Annotated in this window: 17 protein-coding genes and 1 tRNA gene; 16 read left to right on the plus strand and 2 right to left on the minus strand. The window is 64.1% G+C overall.

Annotated elements, in window-relative coordinates:
• A partial coding sequence (locus BLA15945_RS02455; RefSeq protein ID WP_174991400.1) for an NAD(P)/FAD-dependent oxidoreductase occupies window positions 1-440 on the minus strand: 440 nt, incomplete at its 3' end.
• 178 nt (window positions 441-618) lie between these two features.
• Between BLA15945_RS02455 and BLA15945_RS02460 the strand changes: the two genes are divergently transcribed.
• Together BLA15945_RS02460 and BLA15945_RS02465 are read left to right on the plus strand one after the other, a co-directional pair.
• Window positions 619-1,401: an SDR family oxidoreductase gene (locus BLA15945_RS02460; protein WP_059234728.1), complete on the plus strand. Its 783-nt coding sequence runs from the start codon at window positions 619-621 to the stop codon at window positions 1,399-1,401.
• Between the two features lie 32 nt (window positions 1,402-1,433).
• Window positions 1,434-1,874 carry an acyl-CoA thioesterase gene (locus tag BLA15945_RS02465; protein ID WP_174991401.1) on the plus strand — a complete coding sequence of 147 codons (441 nt, stop codon included), beginning with the start codon at window positions 1,434-1,436 and terminating at the stop codon, window positions 1,872-1,874.
• 114 nt (window positions 1,875-1,988) lie between these two features.
• On the opposite strand, the gene BLA15945_RS02470 is transcribed toward BLA15945_RS02465, so the two are convergent.
• Complete coding sequence (locus tag BLA15945_RS02470) at window positions 1,989-2,534, minus strand: PAS and helix-turn-helix domain-containing protein (protein WP_174991402.1); 546 nt, start codon at window positions 2,532-2,534, stop codon at window positions 1,989-1,991.
• Window positions 2,535-2,757: 223 nt separating this feature from the next.
• Between BLA15945_RS02470 and BLA15945_RS02475 the strand changes: the two genes are divergently transcribed.
• The 14 genes from BLA15945_RS02475 to BLA15945_RS02540 all read left to right on the plus strand — a co-directional run bounded on the left by BLA15945_RS02475 (window position 2,758) and on the right by BLA15945_RS02540 (window position 16,236).
• Window positions 2,758-3,462, plus strand: coding sequence for a CoA transferase subunit A (locus BLA15945_RS02475; RefSeq protein ID WP_012328363.1), 705 nt, complete (start codon window positions 2,758-2,760; stop codon window positions 3,460-3,462).
• Between the two features lies 1 nt (window position 3,463).
• The gene (locus tag BLA15945_RS02480; protein ID WP_006476194.1) at window positions 3,464-4,105 is read left to right on the plus strand and encodes a CoA transferase subunit B; all 642 of its coding nucleotides are present in this window, start codon (window positions 3,464-3,466) and stop codon (window positions 4,103-4,105) included.
• 201 nt (window positions 4,106-4,306) lie between these two features.
• Complete coding sequence (locus tag BLA15945_RS02485; RefSeq protein WP_059234722.1) at window positions 4,307-5,203, plus strand: alpha/beta fold hydrolase; 897 nt, start codon at window positions 4,307-4,309, stop codon at window positions 5,201-5,203.
• 81 nt (window positions 5,204-5,284) lie between these two features.
• Window positions 5,285-5,638 carry a RidA family protein gene (locus BLA15945_RS02490; protein WP_021162422.1) on the plus strand — a complete coding sequence of 118 codons (354 nt, stop codon included), beginning with the start codon at window positions 5,285-5,287 and terminating at the stop codon, window positions 5,636-5,638.
• Window positions 5,639-5,682: 44 nt separating this feature from the next.
• Window positions 5,683-7,917: a RelA/SpoT family protein gene (locus BLA15945_RS02495; protein ID WP_174991403.1), complete on the plus strand. Its 2,235-nt coding sequence runs from the start codon at window positions 5,683-5,685 to the stop codon at window positions 7,915-7,917.
• 85 nt (window positions 7,918-8,002) lie between these two features.
• Window positions 8,003-8,079 (plus strand) — tRNA-Val (locus BLA15945_RS02500).
• Window positions 8,080-8,350: 271 nt separating this feature from the next.
• Complete coding sequence (thrS, locus tag BLA15945_RS02505; RefSeq protein WP_059234718.1) at window positions 8,351-10,258, plus strand: threonine--tRNA ligase; 1,908 nt, start codon at window positions 8,351-8,353, stop codon at window positions 10,256-10,258.
• A 49-nt stretch (window positions 10,259-10,307) separates the two neighbouring features.
• The gene (infC, locus tag BLA15945_RS02510; RefSeq protein ID WP_071734130.1) at window positions 10,308-10,832 is read left to right on the plus strand and encodes a translation initiation factor IF-3; all 525 of its coding nucleotides are present in this window, start codon (window positions 10,308-10,310) and stop codon (window positions 10,830-10,832) included.
• A 190-nt stretch (window positions 10,833-11,022) separates the two neighbouring features.
• The gene (rpmI, locus tag BLA15945_RS02515) at window positions 11,023-11,220 is read left to right on the plus strand and encodes a 50S ribosomal protein L35 (RefSeq protein ID WP_004191477.1); all 198 of its coding nucleotides are present in this window, start codon (window positions 11,023-11,025) and stop codon (window positions 11,218-11,220) included.
• A gap of 30 nt (window positions 11,221-11,250) precedes the next feature.
• Window positions 11,251-11,610, plus strand: a complete 360-nt coding sequence (rplT, locus tag BLA15945_RS02520) for a 50S ribosomal protein L20 (protein WP_004192938.1) — start codon at window positions 11,251-11,253, stop codon at window positions 11,608-11,610.
• A gap of 149 nt (window positions 11,611-11,759) precedes the next feature.
• Window positions 11,760-12,773, plus strand: coding sequence for a phenylalanine--tRNA ligase subunit alpha (gene pheS / locus BLA15945_RS02525; protein ID WP_059234715.1), 1,014 nt, complete (start codon window positions 11,760-11,762; stop codon window positions 12,771-12,773).
• Window positions 12,774-12,869: 96 nt separating this feature from the next.
• Complete coding sequence (gene pheT, locus BLA15945_RS02530; protein ID WP_174991404.1) at window positions 12,870-15,299, plus strand: phenylalanine--tRNA ligase subunit beta; 2,430 nt, start codon at window positions 12,870-12,872, stop codon at window positions 15,297-15,299.
• Between the two features lie 72 nt (window positions 15,300-15,371).
• The gene (locus BLA15945_RS02535) at window positions 15,372-15,758 is read left to right on the plus strand and encodes an integration host factor subunit alpha (protein ID WP_046545481.1); all 387 of its coding nucleotides are present in this window, start codon (window positions 15,372-15,374) and stop codon (window positions 15,756-15,758) included.
• A gap of 61 nt (window positions 15,759-15,819) precedes the next feature.
• A complete protein-coding gene (locus tag BLA15945_RS02540; RefSeq protein WP_059234711.1) occupies window positions 15,820-16,236 on the plus strand; it encodes a MerR family transcriptional regulator in 417 nt (138 codons plus the stop codon).
• The last annotated feature ends 72 nt before the right edge of the window (window positions 16,237-16,308 follow it).

The raw sequence follows: 16,308 nt of genomic DNA on the forward strand, positions 1-16,308 counted from the left end.
CCCGGGAAGATCTCGACGCCCAGCGCTTCGGCCTGTGCCCCGAGCCAGCGCGTGACGTTGCCCAGCGAAATCACGTAGTTGCCGTGGTTCTGGAAGTTGGCGGGCAGCGCCCAGTTCGGCGTCGTGACCGCGCTTTTCTCGGACAGGAACAGGAAGCGGTCTTCCGTCACCTCGACGTCGAGCGGCGCACCCCGTTCCTTCCAGTCGGGGAACAGTTCGTTGATCGCGCGCGGGTCCATCACCGCGCCCGACAGGATGTGCGCGCCGATCTCGGAACCCTTCTCGAGCACGCACACGCCGATCTCGGTGCCTTTCTCGGCGGCCAGCTGCTTAAGCCGGATCGCCGCCGACAGCCCGGCGGGGCCGCCGCCGACGATCACGACGTCGTATTCCATCGATTCGCGCGGGCCGTATTGCTCGATGAGGCTTGCGGGGGTCATTGGCGTTCCTCTAACCGTTAGAATGCTTTTATTCGGGAGCGTATTGTCTGCGAAACGAAACGCTTGCCGCAACAACATGCGGGTAGATTAGCACGATCGTTCTATTTTTGTGCTAGGGTAAGGCTGCCCGGGCTGTGCCGCCCGGGCGGGTGAAACGACATCGAAAGGGGATGTGCAAATGGGTCGATCGATCAATCTGGAAGGCAAGGTTGCGCTGGTCACGGGCGCGTCGAGCGGCCTCGGTCAGCGCTTTGCGCAGGTACTGTCGCAGGCCGGCGCGAAGGTCGTGCTCGCGAGCCGCCGCGTCGAGCGCCTGAAGGAACTGCGCGCGGAGATCGAGGCGGCTGGCGGCGCCGCGCACGTCGTGTCGCTCGACGTGACCGACATCCAGAGCATCAAGGCGGCCGTCGCGCATGCGGAGACGGAAGCCGGCACAATCGACATCCTTGTGAACAATTCGGGCGTCTCGACGATGCAGAAGCTCGTCGACGTGACGCCGGAGGATTTCGAGTCCGTGTTCGATACGAACACGCGCGGCGCATTTTTCGTCGCACAGGAAGTCGCGAAGCGGATGATCATGCGCGCGAACGGGAGCAGCAACGGCAAGCCGCCTTGCCGGATCATCAACATCGCGTCGGTGGCCGGGTTGCGCGTGTTCCCGCAGATCGGGCTGTTTGCGATGAGCAAGGCCGCGGTCGTGCAGATGACGCGCGCGATGGCGCTCGAGTGGGGGCGCCACGGGATCAACGTCAACGCGATCTGTCCGGGCTATATCGATACCGAAATCAATCATTACCTGTGGGAATCCGAGCAGGGCCAGAAGCTGCAGTCGATACTGCCGCGCCGGCGCGTCGGCAAGCCGCAGGATCTCGACGGGCTGTTGTTGCTGCTCGCGGCCGACGAGTCGCAGTTCATCAATGGCTCGATTATCTCCGCCGATGACGGCTTCGGCCTCGCCTGAGCGGATGACATTCAGCAACAAAGAAGACTGCAATGAGTGAAACAAGCGATTACTCCCCCGTTTTTGAGATGTCGATGCCGATCCGCTGGGGCGACATGGATGCGTTCGGCCATGTGAACAACACGGTCTATTTCCGCTACATGGAGCAGGCGCGGATTTCGTGGTTCGAGCAGCTCGGCATCGCCGGCGGCAACGGCGAGGGGCAGGGGCCCGTCATCGTCACGGCGTCGATGGAATTCCTCAAGCAACTGCACTATCCGGGCGACGTGATCGCGAAGATGTCGGCCGCGAAACCGGGCCGAAGCAGTTTCGACACCGGGTTCGAACTCACGCGCGCGGATGATCCGCAGCATGTCTATGCGCGTGGCAACGCGCGTTGCGTGTGGGTCGATTACGCGCTCGGCAAGTCGGTGGAACTGCCGCGCCTGCTGCGCGACACGATCGAGCGCGCGCTCGCGGCGAAGGTCGGCTGAGTGCCGATGCGGTGACGCCGGCGCGGCGTGCCGGTGAGTCGCCATGCCTGTTGTCACCCGAATCGGCCGCCATGCGCGGCCGATCGTCATTCGGGCGCGCCATCCATTGCGCGTTCACTGCCCGAGCAGGCGCTGCAGCAGCTCCGGCGTATTGCTCGTTCCGTACTTGCGCATCAGCCGTGCGCGGTAGATGTCGACCGTGCGCGAGCTGATGTCGAGCACGCGCCCGATCTGTTTGCTGGTCTTGCCGGTGGCGAGTTGCGCGGCGATCTCGCGCTCGCGCGGGGTCAGCTCGACCGCGACGCGGCGCGTCGCGCTCAAATCCTCGAAGGTCCACACGCCGGCCGCGAGCGGCGCGGTGCGGTCGAGTGCGCGGCCCGTCACGTGGCACCAGAACAGCTCGCCGTCCGCGCGCTTCATGATTCTGTCATCCGAGTAGATGCCGTTCGCGGCCATCACGCGCGCGATGCGCTCGCCGATGCGCTGGAATTCGTCCGTCGACGGGTAGAGCACCTCGTACGATTTTCCGATCAGGTCGGCCCGCGCGCAGCGGAAGATCGACGCGAGCGCGTCGTTGCAATCCTCGATCACGCGGTCGCGCGACAGCACGAGACCGAGCGGCGCGAGGTGGAAGGCAGTCTGGTAATCGAGAGCGGGCATGGCGCGGGCAAGCGGAGGCAAACGCTTATGTATTTTTGCGTATTGTGCCGCATCCGCGCCGCATCGTACCCTTTCAGGCATCTCGTGGCGGGTTGCCGCGACATAAAAACAGCGCGCTTCGACGCAGGCACTGCCGCGCATGCATAGAATGATGCGGCAGGCTTGCGGCCCAGGTGGGCGCGTGAACCGGTTTTGCTGGTTTCCATAGAGGAAGGGACAACTGATGAACAAAGTCTATCCAAGCGCGGCTGCCGCGCTGGAAGGGATCGTCCGCGACGGACAGACCTTCGCGGTGGGCGGCTTCGGCCTGTGCGGGATTCCCGAGGCGCTGATCGCGGCATTGCGCGATTCGGCCGTCAAGGGCATCACCTGCATCAGCAACAATGCGGGCGTCGACGGCTTCGGCCTCGGTCTGCTGCTGGAAACGCGCCAGATCAAGAAGATGATCTCGTCGTACGTCGGCGAGAACAAGGAGTTCGAGCGTCAGTACCTGGCCGGCGAACTCGAGCTCGAATTCACGCCCCAAGGCACGCTCGCCGAGAAGCTGCGCGCGGGCGGCGCGGGCATTCCCGCCTTCTTCACGAATACCGGCTACGGCACCGTGATCGCGGAAGGCAAGGAAACGCGCCAGTTCGGCGACCGCCACTACGTGCTCGAGCCGTCGCTGACGGCCGACGTCGCGCTCGTGAAGGCGTGGAAGGCCGACAAGTCCGGCAACCTGATCTACCGCCGCACCGCGCGCAACTTCAACCCGATGTGCGCAATGGCCGGCAAGATCACCGTGGTGGAGGTCGAGGAGATCGTCGAGAACGGCGCGCTCGATCCGGACCAGGTCCATACGCCGGGGATTTTCGTGCAGCGCATCGTGCTGAACGCGACGCCGGAAAAACGCATCGAACAACGCGTCGTACGCGCGAAAGGAGACTGACATGGCCTGGAATCGTGACCAGATGGCCGCGCGCGCGGCGAAGGAACTGCAAGACGGCTTCTACGTGAACCTCGGCATCGGCCTGCCGACGCTCGTCGCGAACCACGTGCCGGAAGGCGTCGAGGTGTGGCTGCAGTCGGAGAACGGCCTGCTCGGCATCGGCCCGTCGCCGACCGAAGACGAAGTCGACGCCGATCTGATCAACGCCGGCAAGCAGACCGTCACGACGCTGCCGGGCTCGTCGATCTTCTCGTCGGCCGACTCGTTCGCGATGATTCGCGGCGGCCACATCAATCTCGCGATCCTCGGCGCGATGCAGGTCAGCAAGCAGGGCGACCTCGCGAACTGGATGATCCCGGGCAAGATGATCAAGGGGATGGGCGGCGCGATGGACCTCGTCGCGGGCGTCGGGCGTGTCGTCGTGCTGATGGAGCATGTCGCGAAGGGCGACCAGCACAAGATCCTCGAAGAGTGCAACCTGCCGCTGACGGGTGTCGGCGTGGTCGACCTGATCATCACCGATCTCGGCGTGATCGAAGTGACGCCGGCCGGCCTGAAGGTCCTCGAGCTCGCCGACGGCGTGAGCGCCGACGAGATCCAGGCGAAGACGGGCGCGCCGCTCGACGTCAGCGCGGTCGCATAAACCCGCCGCGCATCGGCGCGGATTCGACGCCCCGCCTGCCGGCCGACGGCAGGCGGGGCGTTTGTCATTGCGCACCGGCGGGACGCCGGTTCGGGGCCCGATGAGCCGACCCGTGCGACGGAAGCGGTTTACAATCGTTGGCATCGGGCGTCGCAAGCGTTGCCCCGCGCGTCGCCCCCCGTTCTCGACAGGATGCCAACGATGCCAACGACCCCAGCGAATCCTCCGGTTCCCCGCCAGCGGCGCGTGCAGTGTGCGAGTGCCGCCGGCCTTCATCGCATCGCCTATACCGAGTGGGGCGATCCCGCCAATCCGCGTGTGCTGGTCTGTGTGCATGGCCTGACGCGTTCGGGGCGTGATTTCGACCGGCTCGCCGCCGCGCTGTCCGATACGTATCGCGTCGTCTGCCCCGATGTCGCCGGACGTGGCCGGTCTGACCGGCTGGCCGATCCGCGGCTCTATGCGATTCCGCAGTACGTGGCCGACATGGTGACGCTGATCGCACGGCTCGACGTCGAATCGGTCGACTGGTTCGGCACGTCGATGGGCGGCCTGATCGGCATGGCGCTCGCGGGGCTGCCCGGTTCGCCGCTGCGCCGGATGATCGTCAACGACGTCGGTCCGCGCATCGAGCCCGATTCGCTGACGCGCATCGGCGAATATCTCGGCGTGCAGCCGCGCTTCGACACCGAGCAGGAGGCCATCGACTATCTGACGTCGCTGTCGTTGCCGTTCGGCGCGCTGAGTGCTGACGAGTGGCGCGAGATCAACGGGCCGTTGCTGCGCGAGCTGCCGGAAGGCGGCTGGACGATGCGCTACGATCCGCGCATCGCCGAGCCGTTCAAGGCGACAACGCCCGAACTGGCCGCGCTTGGCGAGGCCGCGCTGTGGCATGCCATCGAGACGACGGAGGCGTCGCTGCTCGTCGTGCGCGGCGAGACGTCCGACTTGCTGTCGCGCGAGACGGTGGCCGACATGGTGCGTCGCGGCCGGCATGTGACGCACGCGGAGATTCCGGGTGCCGGCCACGCGCCGGCATTCGTCAGCGCCGACCAGATTGCGCTCGCACGGCGGTTTTTCGTCGAAGGCGACGCATAAACGCGTCATAATATGCGGTTCGGCGGCACGCGGGCCGTGCTGCCGTCCGATTTCCTTACCCATTCACGACCGGAACATTCCATGGCAGTCATTCGTCACCACGTCGGGGCCCGTCTCTCCGAAACCGCGATCCACAACGGTACCGTGTATCTGGCCGGCCAGATCGCCGAAGACACCACGCAGGACATCAAGGGCCAGACGCGCGAAGTACTCGGCCACATCGATCGCCTGCTCGCCGAAGCGAACAGCGACAAGGCGCATTTGCTGTCGGTGCAGATCTACATCTCGGATCTGGCGAACTTCGACGGCATGAATGCGGAATGGGACGCATGGGTCGCGCAGGGCAACACGCCGCCGCGCGCGACCGTCGAGGCGAAGCTCGCGGATCCGGCGCTGCTCGTCGAAATCGTGGTGGTCGCCGCGCAGCGGAGCTGAACTGGGCGTTACCCGACGATGACCGTATTCCGCCAGGCCGTGCAATGACCGAGTCCGTTTCCGCTTCCCCCGTCGCGGCGCCGTCGTTCGACGACGTGCTCGCGTTCGTGCGCGAGCGGGCCGGCGACGCGCGCCTGTCGTCCGGTGAGCTGCTCGCCGATCACTCGGCGGGCACCGCGGCGATCATGCGTACGCTGAACGTCGATCCGTCCGCGATGCAGGCCGCCGCGCTGTTCGTGCTGACGCCGCACCTGAGCAATCCGGAGCGTGAGCTCACCGAGCGTTTCGGCGAAGAAGTGGCGCGGCTCGTGTCCGACGTGCGCAAGCTGCTGAGGCTCGGCACGGTCAGCCTGCGTGCCGCGCAGAATGCCGTGCCCGACGCCGGGCGCGACGCGGCGGAGGAGCGGCGCACGCAGATCGAGGCGCTGCGCAAGATGCTGCTTGCGTTCGCGCAGGACATCCGCGTGGTGTTGATCCGGCTCGCGTCGCGGTTGCAGTCGCTGCGCTACTACGCGGCCATGAAGATCGACCCGCCGCCCGACGTTGCGCGCGAGACGCTCGAGATCTATGCGCCGCTCGCGAACCGTCTCGGTATCTGGCAACTGAAGTGGGAGCTCGAGGATCTCGCGTTCCGCTTCGAGGATCCCGTCACCTACAAGCGGATCGCGAAGCTGCTCGACGAGAAGCGCATCGAGCGCGAGGCATACGTCACGCAGGCGATCGGGCGGCTGCAGCACGAGCTGGCGGAAGCGAACATCCAGGCCGACGTGAGCGGCCGGCCGAAGCATATCTACAGCATCTGGCGCAAGATGCGCGGCAAGGAACTGGATTTTTCCGAGCTGTACGACGTGCGCGCGTTTCGCGTGATCGTGCCGGACATCAAGGATTGCTACGCGGTGCTCGGCATCGTGCATCACCTGTGGCAGCCGGTGCCGAAGGAATTCGACGACTACATCTCGCGGCCGAAGCCGAACGGCTACAAGTCGCTGCATACGGTCGTGATCGGCGACGACGGTCGTGCGTTCGAGGTGCAGATCCGCACGCAGGAGATGCATCGTTTCGCCGAGTACGGCGTGGCCGCCCACTGGCGCTACAAGGAGGCCGGCGCGCGCGGTTACGGCGGCCAGTTCTCGGCAAGCGACAAGTACGACGAGAAGATCGCGTGGCTGCGCCAGTTGCTGGCGTGGAAGGACGACGTCGAGGACGGCACCGAGGTGTCGGGCGACCAGGCGTGGGCGCAATTGCGCGAGACGTCGCTCGACGACGACCACATCTACGTGCTGACGCCGCAGGCGCGCGTGATTGCGCTGCCGCAGGGCGCGACGCCGGTCGATTTCGCGTACCACCTGCACAGCGAGCTTGGCCACCGTTGTCGTGGCGCACGTGTCGACGGCGTGATGGTGCCGCTGAATACGTCGCTCGCGAACGGCCAGACGGTCGAGATCGTCGCGGTGAAGGAGGGCGGACCGTCGCGCGACTGGCTGAACGTGCAGCTCGGCTACATGAAGAGCCCGCGCGCGCGGCAGAAGGTGCGTGCGTGGTTCAACTCGATCGAGCAGGAAGAAAACGTCGCGCACGGCCGGGCGCTCGTCGAAAAGACGTTGCAGCGCGAAGGCAAGACGTCGGTCAGCCTGGACAACCTCGCCGCGAAGCTCGGCTTCAAGTCGCCCGAGGAGCTGTTTTCGGTCGTCGGCAAGGAAGAGTTCAGCCTGCGCAACGTCGAGCACGCACTGTCCGATGCGCCGCCGCCGGAACCGGCGCCCGAGGCGCCAGCCGATTTCGAGAAGCGCAGCAGCGGTGCAAGCGTGGCGCACGGCGCGTCCACCGGCGTGCTGGTGGTGGGCGTCGACGCGCTGCTGACCCAGCTCGCGCGCTGCTGCCGTCCGGCGCCGCCCGATCCGATCAGCGGTTTCGTCACGCGCGGCAAGGGGATGTCGATTCACCGCACCGACTGCCCGACGTTCCGCCGGATGGTCGAGCGCGCGCCGGAACGCGTGCTGCAGACGACCTGGTCGGCCGACGTGCTGGGCGGGCGCGGTGCGTCCGTCTATCCGGTCGACCTGATGATCGAGGCAAGCGATCGGCAAGGGTTGCTGCGCGACATCTCCGAAGTGTTCGCGCGCGAAAAGATGAACGTCGTGGGCGTGAAGACGCAGAGCCGCCGCAATGCGGCATTCATGCAGTTCACGGTCGAGGTGTCGAATTCGGCGCAGGTGCAGCGCGCGTGCACGCTGCTCGGCGAGGTGCAGGGCGTGGTGCGGGCGGGGCGGAAGTCATGATGGGGTTGGCGCCCCATTATTTTGCTGCGGCCGCATAAAAACCCTTGCCAAACCTGTAGCAGCTCCATATAATCTTAGCTTCTCTAGGCTCGTAGCTCAGCTGGTTAGAGCACCACCTTGACATGGTGGGGGTCGTTGGTTCGAGTCCAATCGAGCCTACCAACGAATTGAGAATGCCCGGCCTCCGGGTGTTCGATGCAGTAAATTACTCAACGCGAACAAGGCGAATACGGTTATGACACCGCGAACGTTGACCGAAACTACTTCGGAGCGACGCTAGTCGAGGAACGTTTTCGCCCTTTCAGTTTGAGTGAAGTATCGAATGCGGCCCCTCGAAAGCGGGGCCGCATTTTTTTTGTCGCGAAATTTTCACGCGTGATTTTCATTCCGCGTACCTGGTCTGCCGCCCACTGTCGGCATCACGGAGATTGCTATGGTTTCGATACGCTTGCCTGACGGCTCAGTTCGACAATACGAGCATCCGGTGACAGTTGCCGAGGTTGCAGCCTCGATCGGTCCCGGCCTTGCAAAGGCTGCGCTTGGTGGCAAGCTCGATGGCGAGCTCGTTGACGCGTCGACGGTGATCGACCGCGACGCATCGCTCGCGATCGTCACGGACAAGGATGCCGACGGTCTCGACATCATCCGTCACTCGACGGCGCACTTGCTCGCCTACGCGGTGAAGGAACTGTACCCGGATGCGCAGGTGACGATCGGCCCGGTGATCGACAACGGCTTCTATTACGACTTCTCGTACAACCGCCCGTTTACGCCCGAAGATCTGGAAAAGATCGAAAAGCGCATGCAGGAGATCGTGAAGAAGGACGAGCCCGTCACGCGCCGCGTCGTGTCGCGCGACGAGGCGGCCGGTTACTTCCGCAGCATTGGCGAGAAGTACAAGGCCGAGATCATCGAATCGATTCCGCAAAGCGACGAAATCAAGCTGTACTCGCACGGCGGCTTTACCGACCTGTGCCGCGGCCCGCACGTGCCGTCCACCGGCAAGCTGAAGGTCTTCAAGCTGATGAAGGTCGCGGGTGCGTACTGGCGCGGCGATTCGAAGAACGAGCAGCTGCAGCGCATCTACGGCACGGCCTGGACCAAGAAGGAAGACCAGGACCAGTACCTGCACATGCTCGAGGAAGCGGAAAAGCGCGACCACCGCAAGCTCGGCAAGCAGCTCGACCTGTTCCACATGCAGGAAGAGTCGCCGGGCATGGTGTTCTGGCATCCGAAGGGCTGGGCGCTGTGGCAGCAGGTCGAGCAGTACATGCGCCGCCGCGTGAACGACGCCGGCTACCTCGAGATCAAGACGCCGATGATCATGGACCGGTCGCTGTGGGAAGCGTCGGGCCACTGGCAGAACTACCGCGAGAACATGTTCACGACGGAGTCGGAGAAGCGCGACTACGCGATCAAGCCGATGAACTGCCCGGGCCACGTCCAGGTGTTCAAGCATGGTCTGCGTTCGTACCGCGATCTGCCGCTGCGTTACGCGGAGTTCGGCTCGTGTCACCGCAACGAGGCGTCGGGCGCGCTGCACGGCCTGATGCGCGTGCGCGGCTTCGTGCAGGACGATGCGCACATCTTCTGTACGGAAGACCAGTTCATCTCGGAATCGATCGCGTTCAACACGCTGGCGATGAGCGTGTACAAGGATTTCGGTTTCGATCACATCGACATCAAGCTGTCGTTGCGTCCGGAGCAGCGCGCGGGCACCGACGAGACGTGGGATCGCGCGGAGCAGGGCCTGCGCGACGCACTGACGGCCTGCGGCCTCACGTGGGAAGAGCTGCCGGGCGAAGGCGCGTTCTACGGCCCGAAGATCGAGTACCACATCAAGGATGCGCTCGGCCGTTCGTGGCAGTGCGGCACGCTGCAGCTCGACATGGTGCTGCCGGAGCGCCTCGGCGCCGAGTACGTGGCGGAGGACAACAGCCGCCGCCGGCCGGTGATGCTGCACCGCGCAATCGTCGGTTCGATGGAGCGATTCCTCGGCATTTTGATCGAGCACCATGCTGGTGCAATGCCCGCCTGGCTCGCGCCGTTCCAGGCAATTGTGCTGAATATCGCCGAAAGTCAGGCCGAATATGCGCACTCTCTGGCCCAAACGTTGCAAAAACAAGGGGTTAGAGTGGCGGCCGATTTGCGCAACGAGAAGATTAGCTATAAAATACGCGAGCACACGCTGGAAAAGGTGCCTTATCTCCTCGTCGTGGGCGATAAGGAGCGTGATGCGCAAACGGTAGCCGTGCGTGCCCGTGGCGGCGTCGATCTTGGCGTAATGCCGGTCGAAGCCTTCGTTGAGCGTCTGCAGGAAGACCTGCGCTCGTTCAAGTAACCGCCCTGGCAGCGCGGCTCGTTTTTTTAATTTTTAGAGGAAACGTAACATCGCTACTGATAAGTCGTCGCACCGCATCAACGGTGAAATCACTGCGCCGGAAGTGCGCCTGGTCGGGATCGAGAACGAACCGCTCGGTATCGTAAAACTCGCTGATGCTTTCCGTAAATCGGAAGAACTGGATGTTGACCTGGTGGAAATCGCGCCGCAAGCGGTTCCCCCGGTTTGCCGTCTGATGGATTACGGCAAGTTCAAGTACCAGGAATCGAAGAAGCAGCACGAAGCGAAGCTGAAGCAGAAGGTCATCCAGGTCAAGGAAGTCAAGTTCCGCCCGGGTACCGATGACGGTGACTACAACGTCAAGCTCCGCAACCTCGTGCGCTTCCTCGAAGAGGGCGACAAGACGAAGATCACGTTGCGTTTCCGCGGCCGTGAAATGGCTCACCAGGAGATCGGTATGCGGATGCTTGAGCGTCTGCGCACGGATCTCGAGGAAGTCGGCCAGGTCGAGCAGATGCCGAAGATGGAAGGGCGCCAGATGATCATGGTGCTCTCGCCGAAGAAAAAGAAGTAACGGGCCCGCGCGCGTTGCGCGCTGGTTCGACAGTGGTTCGGCGCGTTGCCCGGTCAGGGCGGCGCGCCAACAATGACGGCGGCTGCGCAAGCGGCACGCCGTACACAAGTGGACTGGGTTTCGAAGGGCGGGTCAAGGGCGCAAGCCAACCGCACACCCATCGCCATCTAATAAACTGGAGTTGTTCGTCATGCCTAAGATGAAGACCAAGAAGAGCGCTGCAAAGCGCTTCGTGGTGCGTCCGGGCGGTACCGTCAAGCGCGGTCAAGCCTTCAAGCGCCACATCCTGACCAAGAAAACCACGAAGAACAAGCGTCACCTGCGCGGCGCAACGGCAGTTCATGATTCCGATCTGAACTCCGTCCGCGCGATGCTGCCGTTCGCGTAACCCCTCAACTGATACTCTAAGGAGAGAAACATGCCTCGAGTCAAACGTGGGGTAACCGCACGGGCCCGCCACAAGAAGATCATCAACCTGGCCAAGGGTTATCGCGGCCGCCGCAATAACGTCTACCGCATCGCCAAGCAAGCGGTGATGCGCGCTGGTCAGTACGCGTACCGCGACCGCCGCAACAAGAAGCGTGTGTTCCGCGCACTGTGGATCACGCGTATCAACGCGGCAGTTCGTCAGCACGACATGACCTACAGCGTGTTCATCAACGGCCTGAAGAAGGCGTCGATCGAACTCGACCGTAAGGTGCTGGCTGACATGGCGGTGTTCGACAAGGCTGCTTTTGCTGCGATCGTCAAGCAGGTGAAAGCCGCCGTTGCAGCCTAATTGCGAAATTAGCACTGCGTGGTTAGTTGCAGCGATGTTCCGGTAGTCTCGGCCGCTGCAGCGAAAACGGGGCTCTTCCGAGCCCCTTTTTTGTTTGGTGGAGCAGTTTCGCTCGCCAAGACCGAATGACGTTGGAAATGATGGGATCTATGGATCTGGACCAGATTGTCGCCGACGCGCAGCAGTCCTTCGAACAGGCTGCCGACATCACCACGCTCGAAAACGAGAAAGCACGATTTCTCGGCAAGTCGGGTGCGCTGACCGAGTTGCTGAAGGGCCTCGGCAAGCTCGATCCCGAAACGCGCAAGACCGAAGGCGCACGCATCAACGTCGTGAAGCAGCAGGTTGAAGCCGCGCTGACCGCCCGTCGCCAGGCACTGGCCGACGCGCTGCTGAATCAGCGCCTCACTGCCGAAGCGATCGACGTGACGCTGCCGGGCCGCGGCGCCGGCGCAGGCAGCCTGCACCCCGTGATGCGCACGTGGGAGCGGGTCGAACAGATTTTCGGCTCGATCGGTTTCGATGTGGCCGACGGCCCCGAAATCGAGACGGACTGGTACAACTTCACGTCGCTGAACAGCCCGGAGAACCATCCGGCGCGTTCGATGCAGGACACCTTCTACGTCGAAGGCAAGGATGCCGACGGCCGCCAGCTGCTGCTGCGCACGCACACGAGCCCGATGCAGGTGCGTTACGCGCGCATGAACCGTCCGCCGATCAAGGTGATCGCGCCGGGCCGCACGTATCGCGTCGACAGCGATGCGACCCACTCGCCGATGTTCAATCAGGTCGAGGGGCTGTGGATCGACGAAAACATCAGCTTCGCCGACCTCAAGGGCGTCTATACCGACTTCCTGAAAAAATTCTTCGAGCGCGACGACATCCTCGTGCGCTTCCGTCCGTCGTATTTCCCGTTCACGGAACCGTCGGCCGAGATCGACATGATGTTCGAGCAAGGCAAGAACGCGGGCAAGTGGCTCGAGATCTCCGGCTCGGGGCAGGTGCATCCGACCGTGATCCGCAACATGGGCCTCGATCCCGAGCGCTACATCGGCTTCGCGTTCGGCAGTGGCCTCGAGCGTCTGACGATGCTGCGCTACGGCGTCCAGGATCTCCGGCTGTTCTTCGAGAACGACCTGCGTTTCCTGCGCCAGTTCGCATAACGCCGCTCGCCGCGCCGACCTGTGCCCGCGCACGCCCCGACGGACGATCCGACGGGGCCCGGGCGTCGATCTAACCTGTTTCGAACGTAGACATCCATGCAATTCCCTGAATCCTGGTTGAGAACCTTTGTCGACCCGCAGCTGACGACCGACGAACTGTCGCACGCGCTGACGATGGCGGGGCTCGAAGTCGAATCGCTGAGCAAGGCTGCGCCGCCGACGTCGAAGATCGTCGTTGGCCGCGTGCTCGAAGTCGTCAAGCATCCGGATGCGGACAAGCTCAATGTCTGCCAGGTCGACGCCGGTACCGGCGCGACGCTGAACATCGTCTGCGGTGCGCCGAACGTGGCGCCCGGCATCAAGGTGCCGGTCGCGCTGGTCGGTGCGGAACTGCCGCCGGCGGAAGAGGGCGGCAAGCCGTTCGCGATCAAGCTGTCGAAGCTGCGCGGCGTGGAGAGCCAGGGGATGCTGTGCTCGGCGCGCGAGCTGAAGCTGTCCGAGGATCACAGCGGCCTGCTGATCCTGCCGGAAGCCACGCCGGTCGGCCAGGACATCCGCGAGACGCTCAATCTCGACGACACGGTCTTCGAAATCAAGCTGACGCCGAACAAGGCCGACTGCCTGTCCGTGTTCGGTATCGCGCGCGAGACGGCCGCGATCACCGGCGCGCCGCTGACGCCGGTCGACATCCGCCCGGTGCGCGTCGAGCTCGACGAAACGTTGCCGGTGCGCATCGCCGCGCCGGATCTGTGCGGCCGTTTCTCGGGTCGCGTGATCCGCGGCGTGAACGCGCACGCGAAGACGCCGCAGTGGATGGTCGAGCGCCTCGAGCGTTCGGGCCAGCGCAGCGTGTCCGCGCTCGTCGACATCTCGAACTACGTGATGTTCGAGCTCGGCCGCCCGTCGCACGTGTTCGATCTCGACAAGATCCACGGCGGCATCGAGGTGCGCTGGGGCAAGCGCGGCGAATCGCTGAAGCTGCTCAACGGCAACACGGTCGAACTCGACGAAACGGTCGGCGTGATTTCGGATGACCGCCAGGTCGAGAGCCTGGCCGGCATCATGGGCGGCGACAGCACGGCCGTCACGCTCGACACGACCAACATCTATCTCGAAGCTGCGTTCTGGTGGCCGGACAGCATCCGCGGCCGCGCGCGCAAGTACAACTTCTCGACCGATGCGGCGCATCGCTTCGAGCGCGGCGTCGACTACGCGACGACCGTCGAGCACGTCGAGCGCATCACGCAACTGATTCTCGAGATCTGCGGCGGCAAGGCAGGCCCGGTCGACGATCAGTCGGTGAACCTGCCGCAGCGTGCGCCGGTGAAGATGCGCGTGTCGCGCGCGAACCGCATCATCGGCGTGAAGATCGGCGCCGACGAGATCGCCAGCATCTTCACGCGCCTCGGCCTGCCGTTCGAGCGTGAAGACGACGCATTCCTCGTCACGCCGCCGTCGCACCGCTTCGACATCGAGATCGAGGAAGACCTGATCGAGGAAGTGGCGCGCATCTACGGTTTCGAAAAGATCCCGGCGCGTCCGCCGGTCGCGACGAGCGAAATGCGCGCGACCAACGAGACGCGGCGCTCGATCCACGACATCCGTCACGCGCTTGCCGCGCGCGACTACGCGGAAACCGTCAACTTCAGCTTCGTCGATGCGGAGTGGGAGCGCGATTTCGCGGGCAACGACAACCCGATCCGGCTGCTGAACCCGATCGCGAGCCAGCTTTCGGTGATGCGCACGACGCTGTTCGGCAGCCTGATCGCCGTGCTGCGCCACAACCTCAATCGCCGCGCCGATCGCGTGCGCGTGTTCGAATCGGGCCGCGTGTTCCTCACGGATTCGTCGGTGAAGGCCGGCGAACTGGCGGTCGAAGGTCATGCGCAGCCGAAGCGTGTCGGCGCGCTGGCGTACGGTCCGGCAGTCGACGAGCAGTGGGGTGTCGCCACCCGCGCGGTCGATTTCTTCGACGTGAAGGGCGATCTCGAGGCGCTGCTTGCGCCGGCGGCCGCACGCTTCGTGAAGGCTGAGCATCCGGCCCTTCATCCGGGCCGCAGCGCACGCATCGAGGTCGATGGCCGTGCGGTCGGCTGGATCGGCGAACTGCATCCGCGCCTGATGCAGAAGTACGAGCTGCCGCACGCACCGGTGATGTTCGAAATCGACGCGGACGCGCTGATCGCGCGTGCGCTGCCGGCACCGACCGACGTGTCGAAATTCCCGCCGGTGCGTCGCGATATCGCCGTTGTCGTCGATCAGGCGGTCGAGGTTCAGGCACTTTTCGACGAAATGAAGAAGGCGCTTGCCGAAGAGGCCTGCCGATTCGTTCAGAAGGTTGTACTCTTCGACGAATTTCGTGCAAAATCAAATACTTCCGGTGGTCTTGCCGCGAACGAGAAGAGCCTTGCCTTCCGCGTGACGCTGCAGGATGCGGCTGGCACGCTACAGGACGAGGTCGTCGATCAGGCGATCCAGACGCTGGTCGAGCGGATGGCTCGTGCTGGTGCGCGCCTGCGCGGCTAAGGAGAGGATCCGCCCGTTCGCGGGCGGCTTTTCCCCATCGTAAGTTTTGATTCAACGCGCTGTATGGCAGATATGAACGACATGACCTCGAGTGAATTCGAAGCCCTCCTGACGGCGCAACGCAGCGCCATGAACCGCGACGCTTCGGCGCCGGCGTCCACCGAGACGCCCACGCTGACGAAGGCGGAGCTGGCGGAGCTGCTGTTCGACAGCGTCGGGCTGAACAAGCGTGAAGCGAAGGACATGGTCGAGGCGTTTTTCGAGGTGATCCGCGACGCGCTCGAGAATGGCGAAAGCGTCAAGCTGTCGGGCTTCGGCAACTTCCAGTTGCGCGACAAGCCGCAGCGTCCGGGCCGCAATCCGAAGACGGGCGAGGCGATTCCGATCGCGGCCCGCCGGGTGGTAACCTTCCACGCGAGCCAGAAACTGAAGGCACTGGTCGAAAACGGCACGGAGTAAGCTCCTCGCGCTGATGCCCCCGCGCGGCCGCCGCGCACCCTTTACCGACGGTTAACCGACGATGACCACTACGGTTGAGAAAGTCGTCTTGCCTCCGATTCCCGCGAAGCGCTACTTCACGATCGGTGAAGTCAGCGAACTGTGCGGGGTCAAGCCGCATGTGCTGCGTTACTGGGAACAGGAATTCACTCAGCTGCGGCCGGTGAAGCGGCGCGGCAATCGCCGGTATTACCAGCATCACGAGGTCCTGCTGATCCGGCGGATTCGCGAGTTGTTGTACGAGCAGGGGTTCACGATCAACGGTGCGCGCAACCGGCTCGATTCGCCGGGAGGCCAGCGGGCCGCGGCAGAGCGGGTCGAGCCCGACGGGCAGGCTGCCGTCGATACGCGTGTGCCGGGCAAGCCGGGCACAACCGTCGACGTCATTGCGTTGCGGCAGGCGTTGCTCGACGTGCTCGACGGACTGAAGCACGACTGAGCGCGCAGCGCGAACGAGATGCATGGAAAAGCCCGGTTGGCAGTGCGCCACCGGGCTTTTTTCATGCGGGCC

Source organism: Burkholderia arboris, assembly GCF_902499125.1.
In the GTDB taxonomy this organism is placed as follows: Bacteria; Pseudomonadota; Gammaproteobacteria; order Burkholderiales; family Burkholderiaceae; genus Burkholderia; species Burkholderia arboris.

Coding starts and splice junctions, on each gene's coding strand:
- BLA15945_RS02535 (WP_046545481.1), top strand. CDS start 15,372: ATGAACGACATGACCTCGAGTGAATTCGAAGCCCTCCTGACGGCGCAA.
- BLA15945_RS02540 (WP_059234711.1), top strand. CDS start 15,820: ATGACCACTACGGTTGAGAAAGTCGTCTTGCCTCCGATTCCCGCGAAG.
- BLA15945_RS02470 (WP_174991402.1), bottom strand. CDS start 2,534: ATGCCCGCTCTCGATTACCAGACTGCCTTCCACCTCGCGCCGCTCGGT.
- rpmI (WP_004191477.1), top strand. CDS start 11,023: ATGCCTAAGATGAAGACCAAGAAGAGCGCTGCAAAGCGCTTCGTGGTG.
- BLA15945_RS02495 (WP_174991403.1), top strand. CDS start 5,683: ATGACCGAGTCCGTTTCCGCTTCCCCCGTCGCGGCGCCGTCGTTCGAC.
- pheT (WP_174991404.1), top strand. CDS start 12,870: ATGCAATTCCCTGAATCCTGGTTGAGAACCTTTGTCGACCCGCAGCTG.
- BLA15945_RS02475 (WP_012328363.1), top strand. CDS start 2,758: ATGAACAAAGTCTATCCAAGCGCGGCTGCCGCGCTGGAAGGGATCGTC.
- pheS (WP_059234715.1), top strand. CDS start 11,760: ATGGATCTGGACCAGATTGTCGCCGACGCGCAGCAGTCCTTCGAACAG.
- thrS (WP_059234718.1), top strand. CDS start 8,351: ATGGTTTCGATACGCTTGCCTGACGGCTCAGTTCGACAATACGAGCAT.
- BLA15945_RS02490 (WP_021162422.1), top strand. CDS start 5,285: ATGGCAGTCATTCGTCACCACGTCGGGGCCCGTCTCTCCGAAACCGCG.
- BLA15945_RS02465 (WP_174991401.1), top strand. CDS start 1,434: ATGAGTGAAACAAGCGATTACTCCCCCGTTTTTGAGATGTCGATGCCG.
- rplT (WP_004192938.1), top strand. CDS start 11,251: ATGCCTCGAGTCAAACGTGGGGTAACCGCACGGGCCCGCCACAAGAAG.
- BLA15945_RS02480 (WP_006476194.1), top strand. CDS start 3,464: ATGGCCTGGAATCGTGACCAGATGGCCGCGCGCGCGGCGAAGGAACTG.
- BLA15945_RS02485 (WP_059234722.1), top strand. CDS start 4,307: ATGCCAACGACCCCAGCGAATCCTCCGGTTCCCCGCCAGCGGCGCGTG.
- BLA15945_RS02460 (WP_059234728.1), top strand. CDS start 619: ATGGGTCGATCGATCAATCTGGAAGGCAAGGTTGCGCTGGTCACGGGC.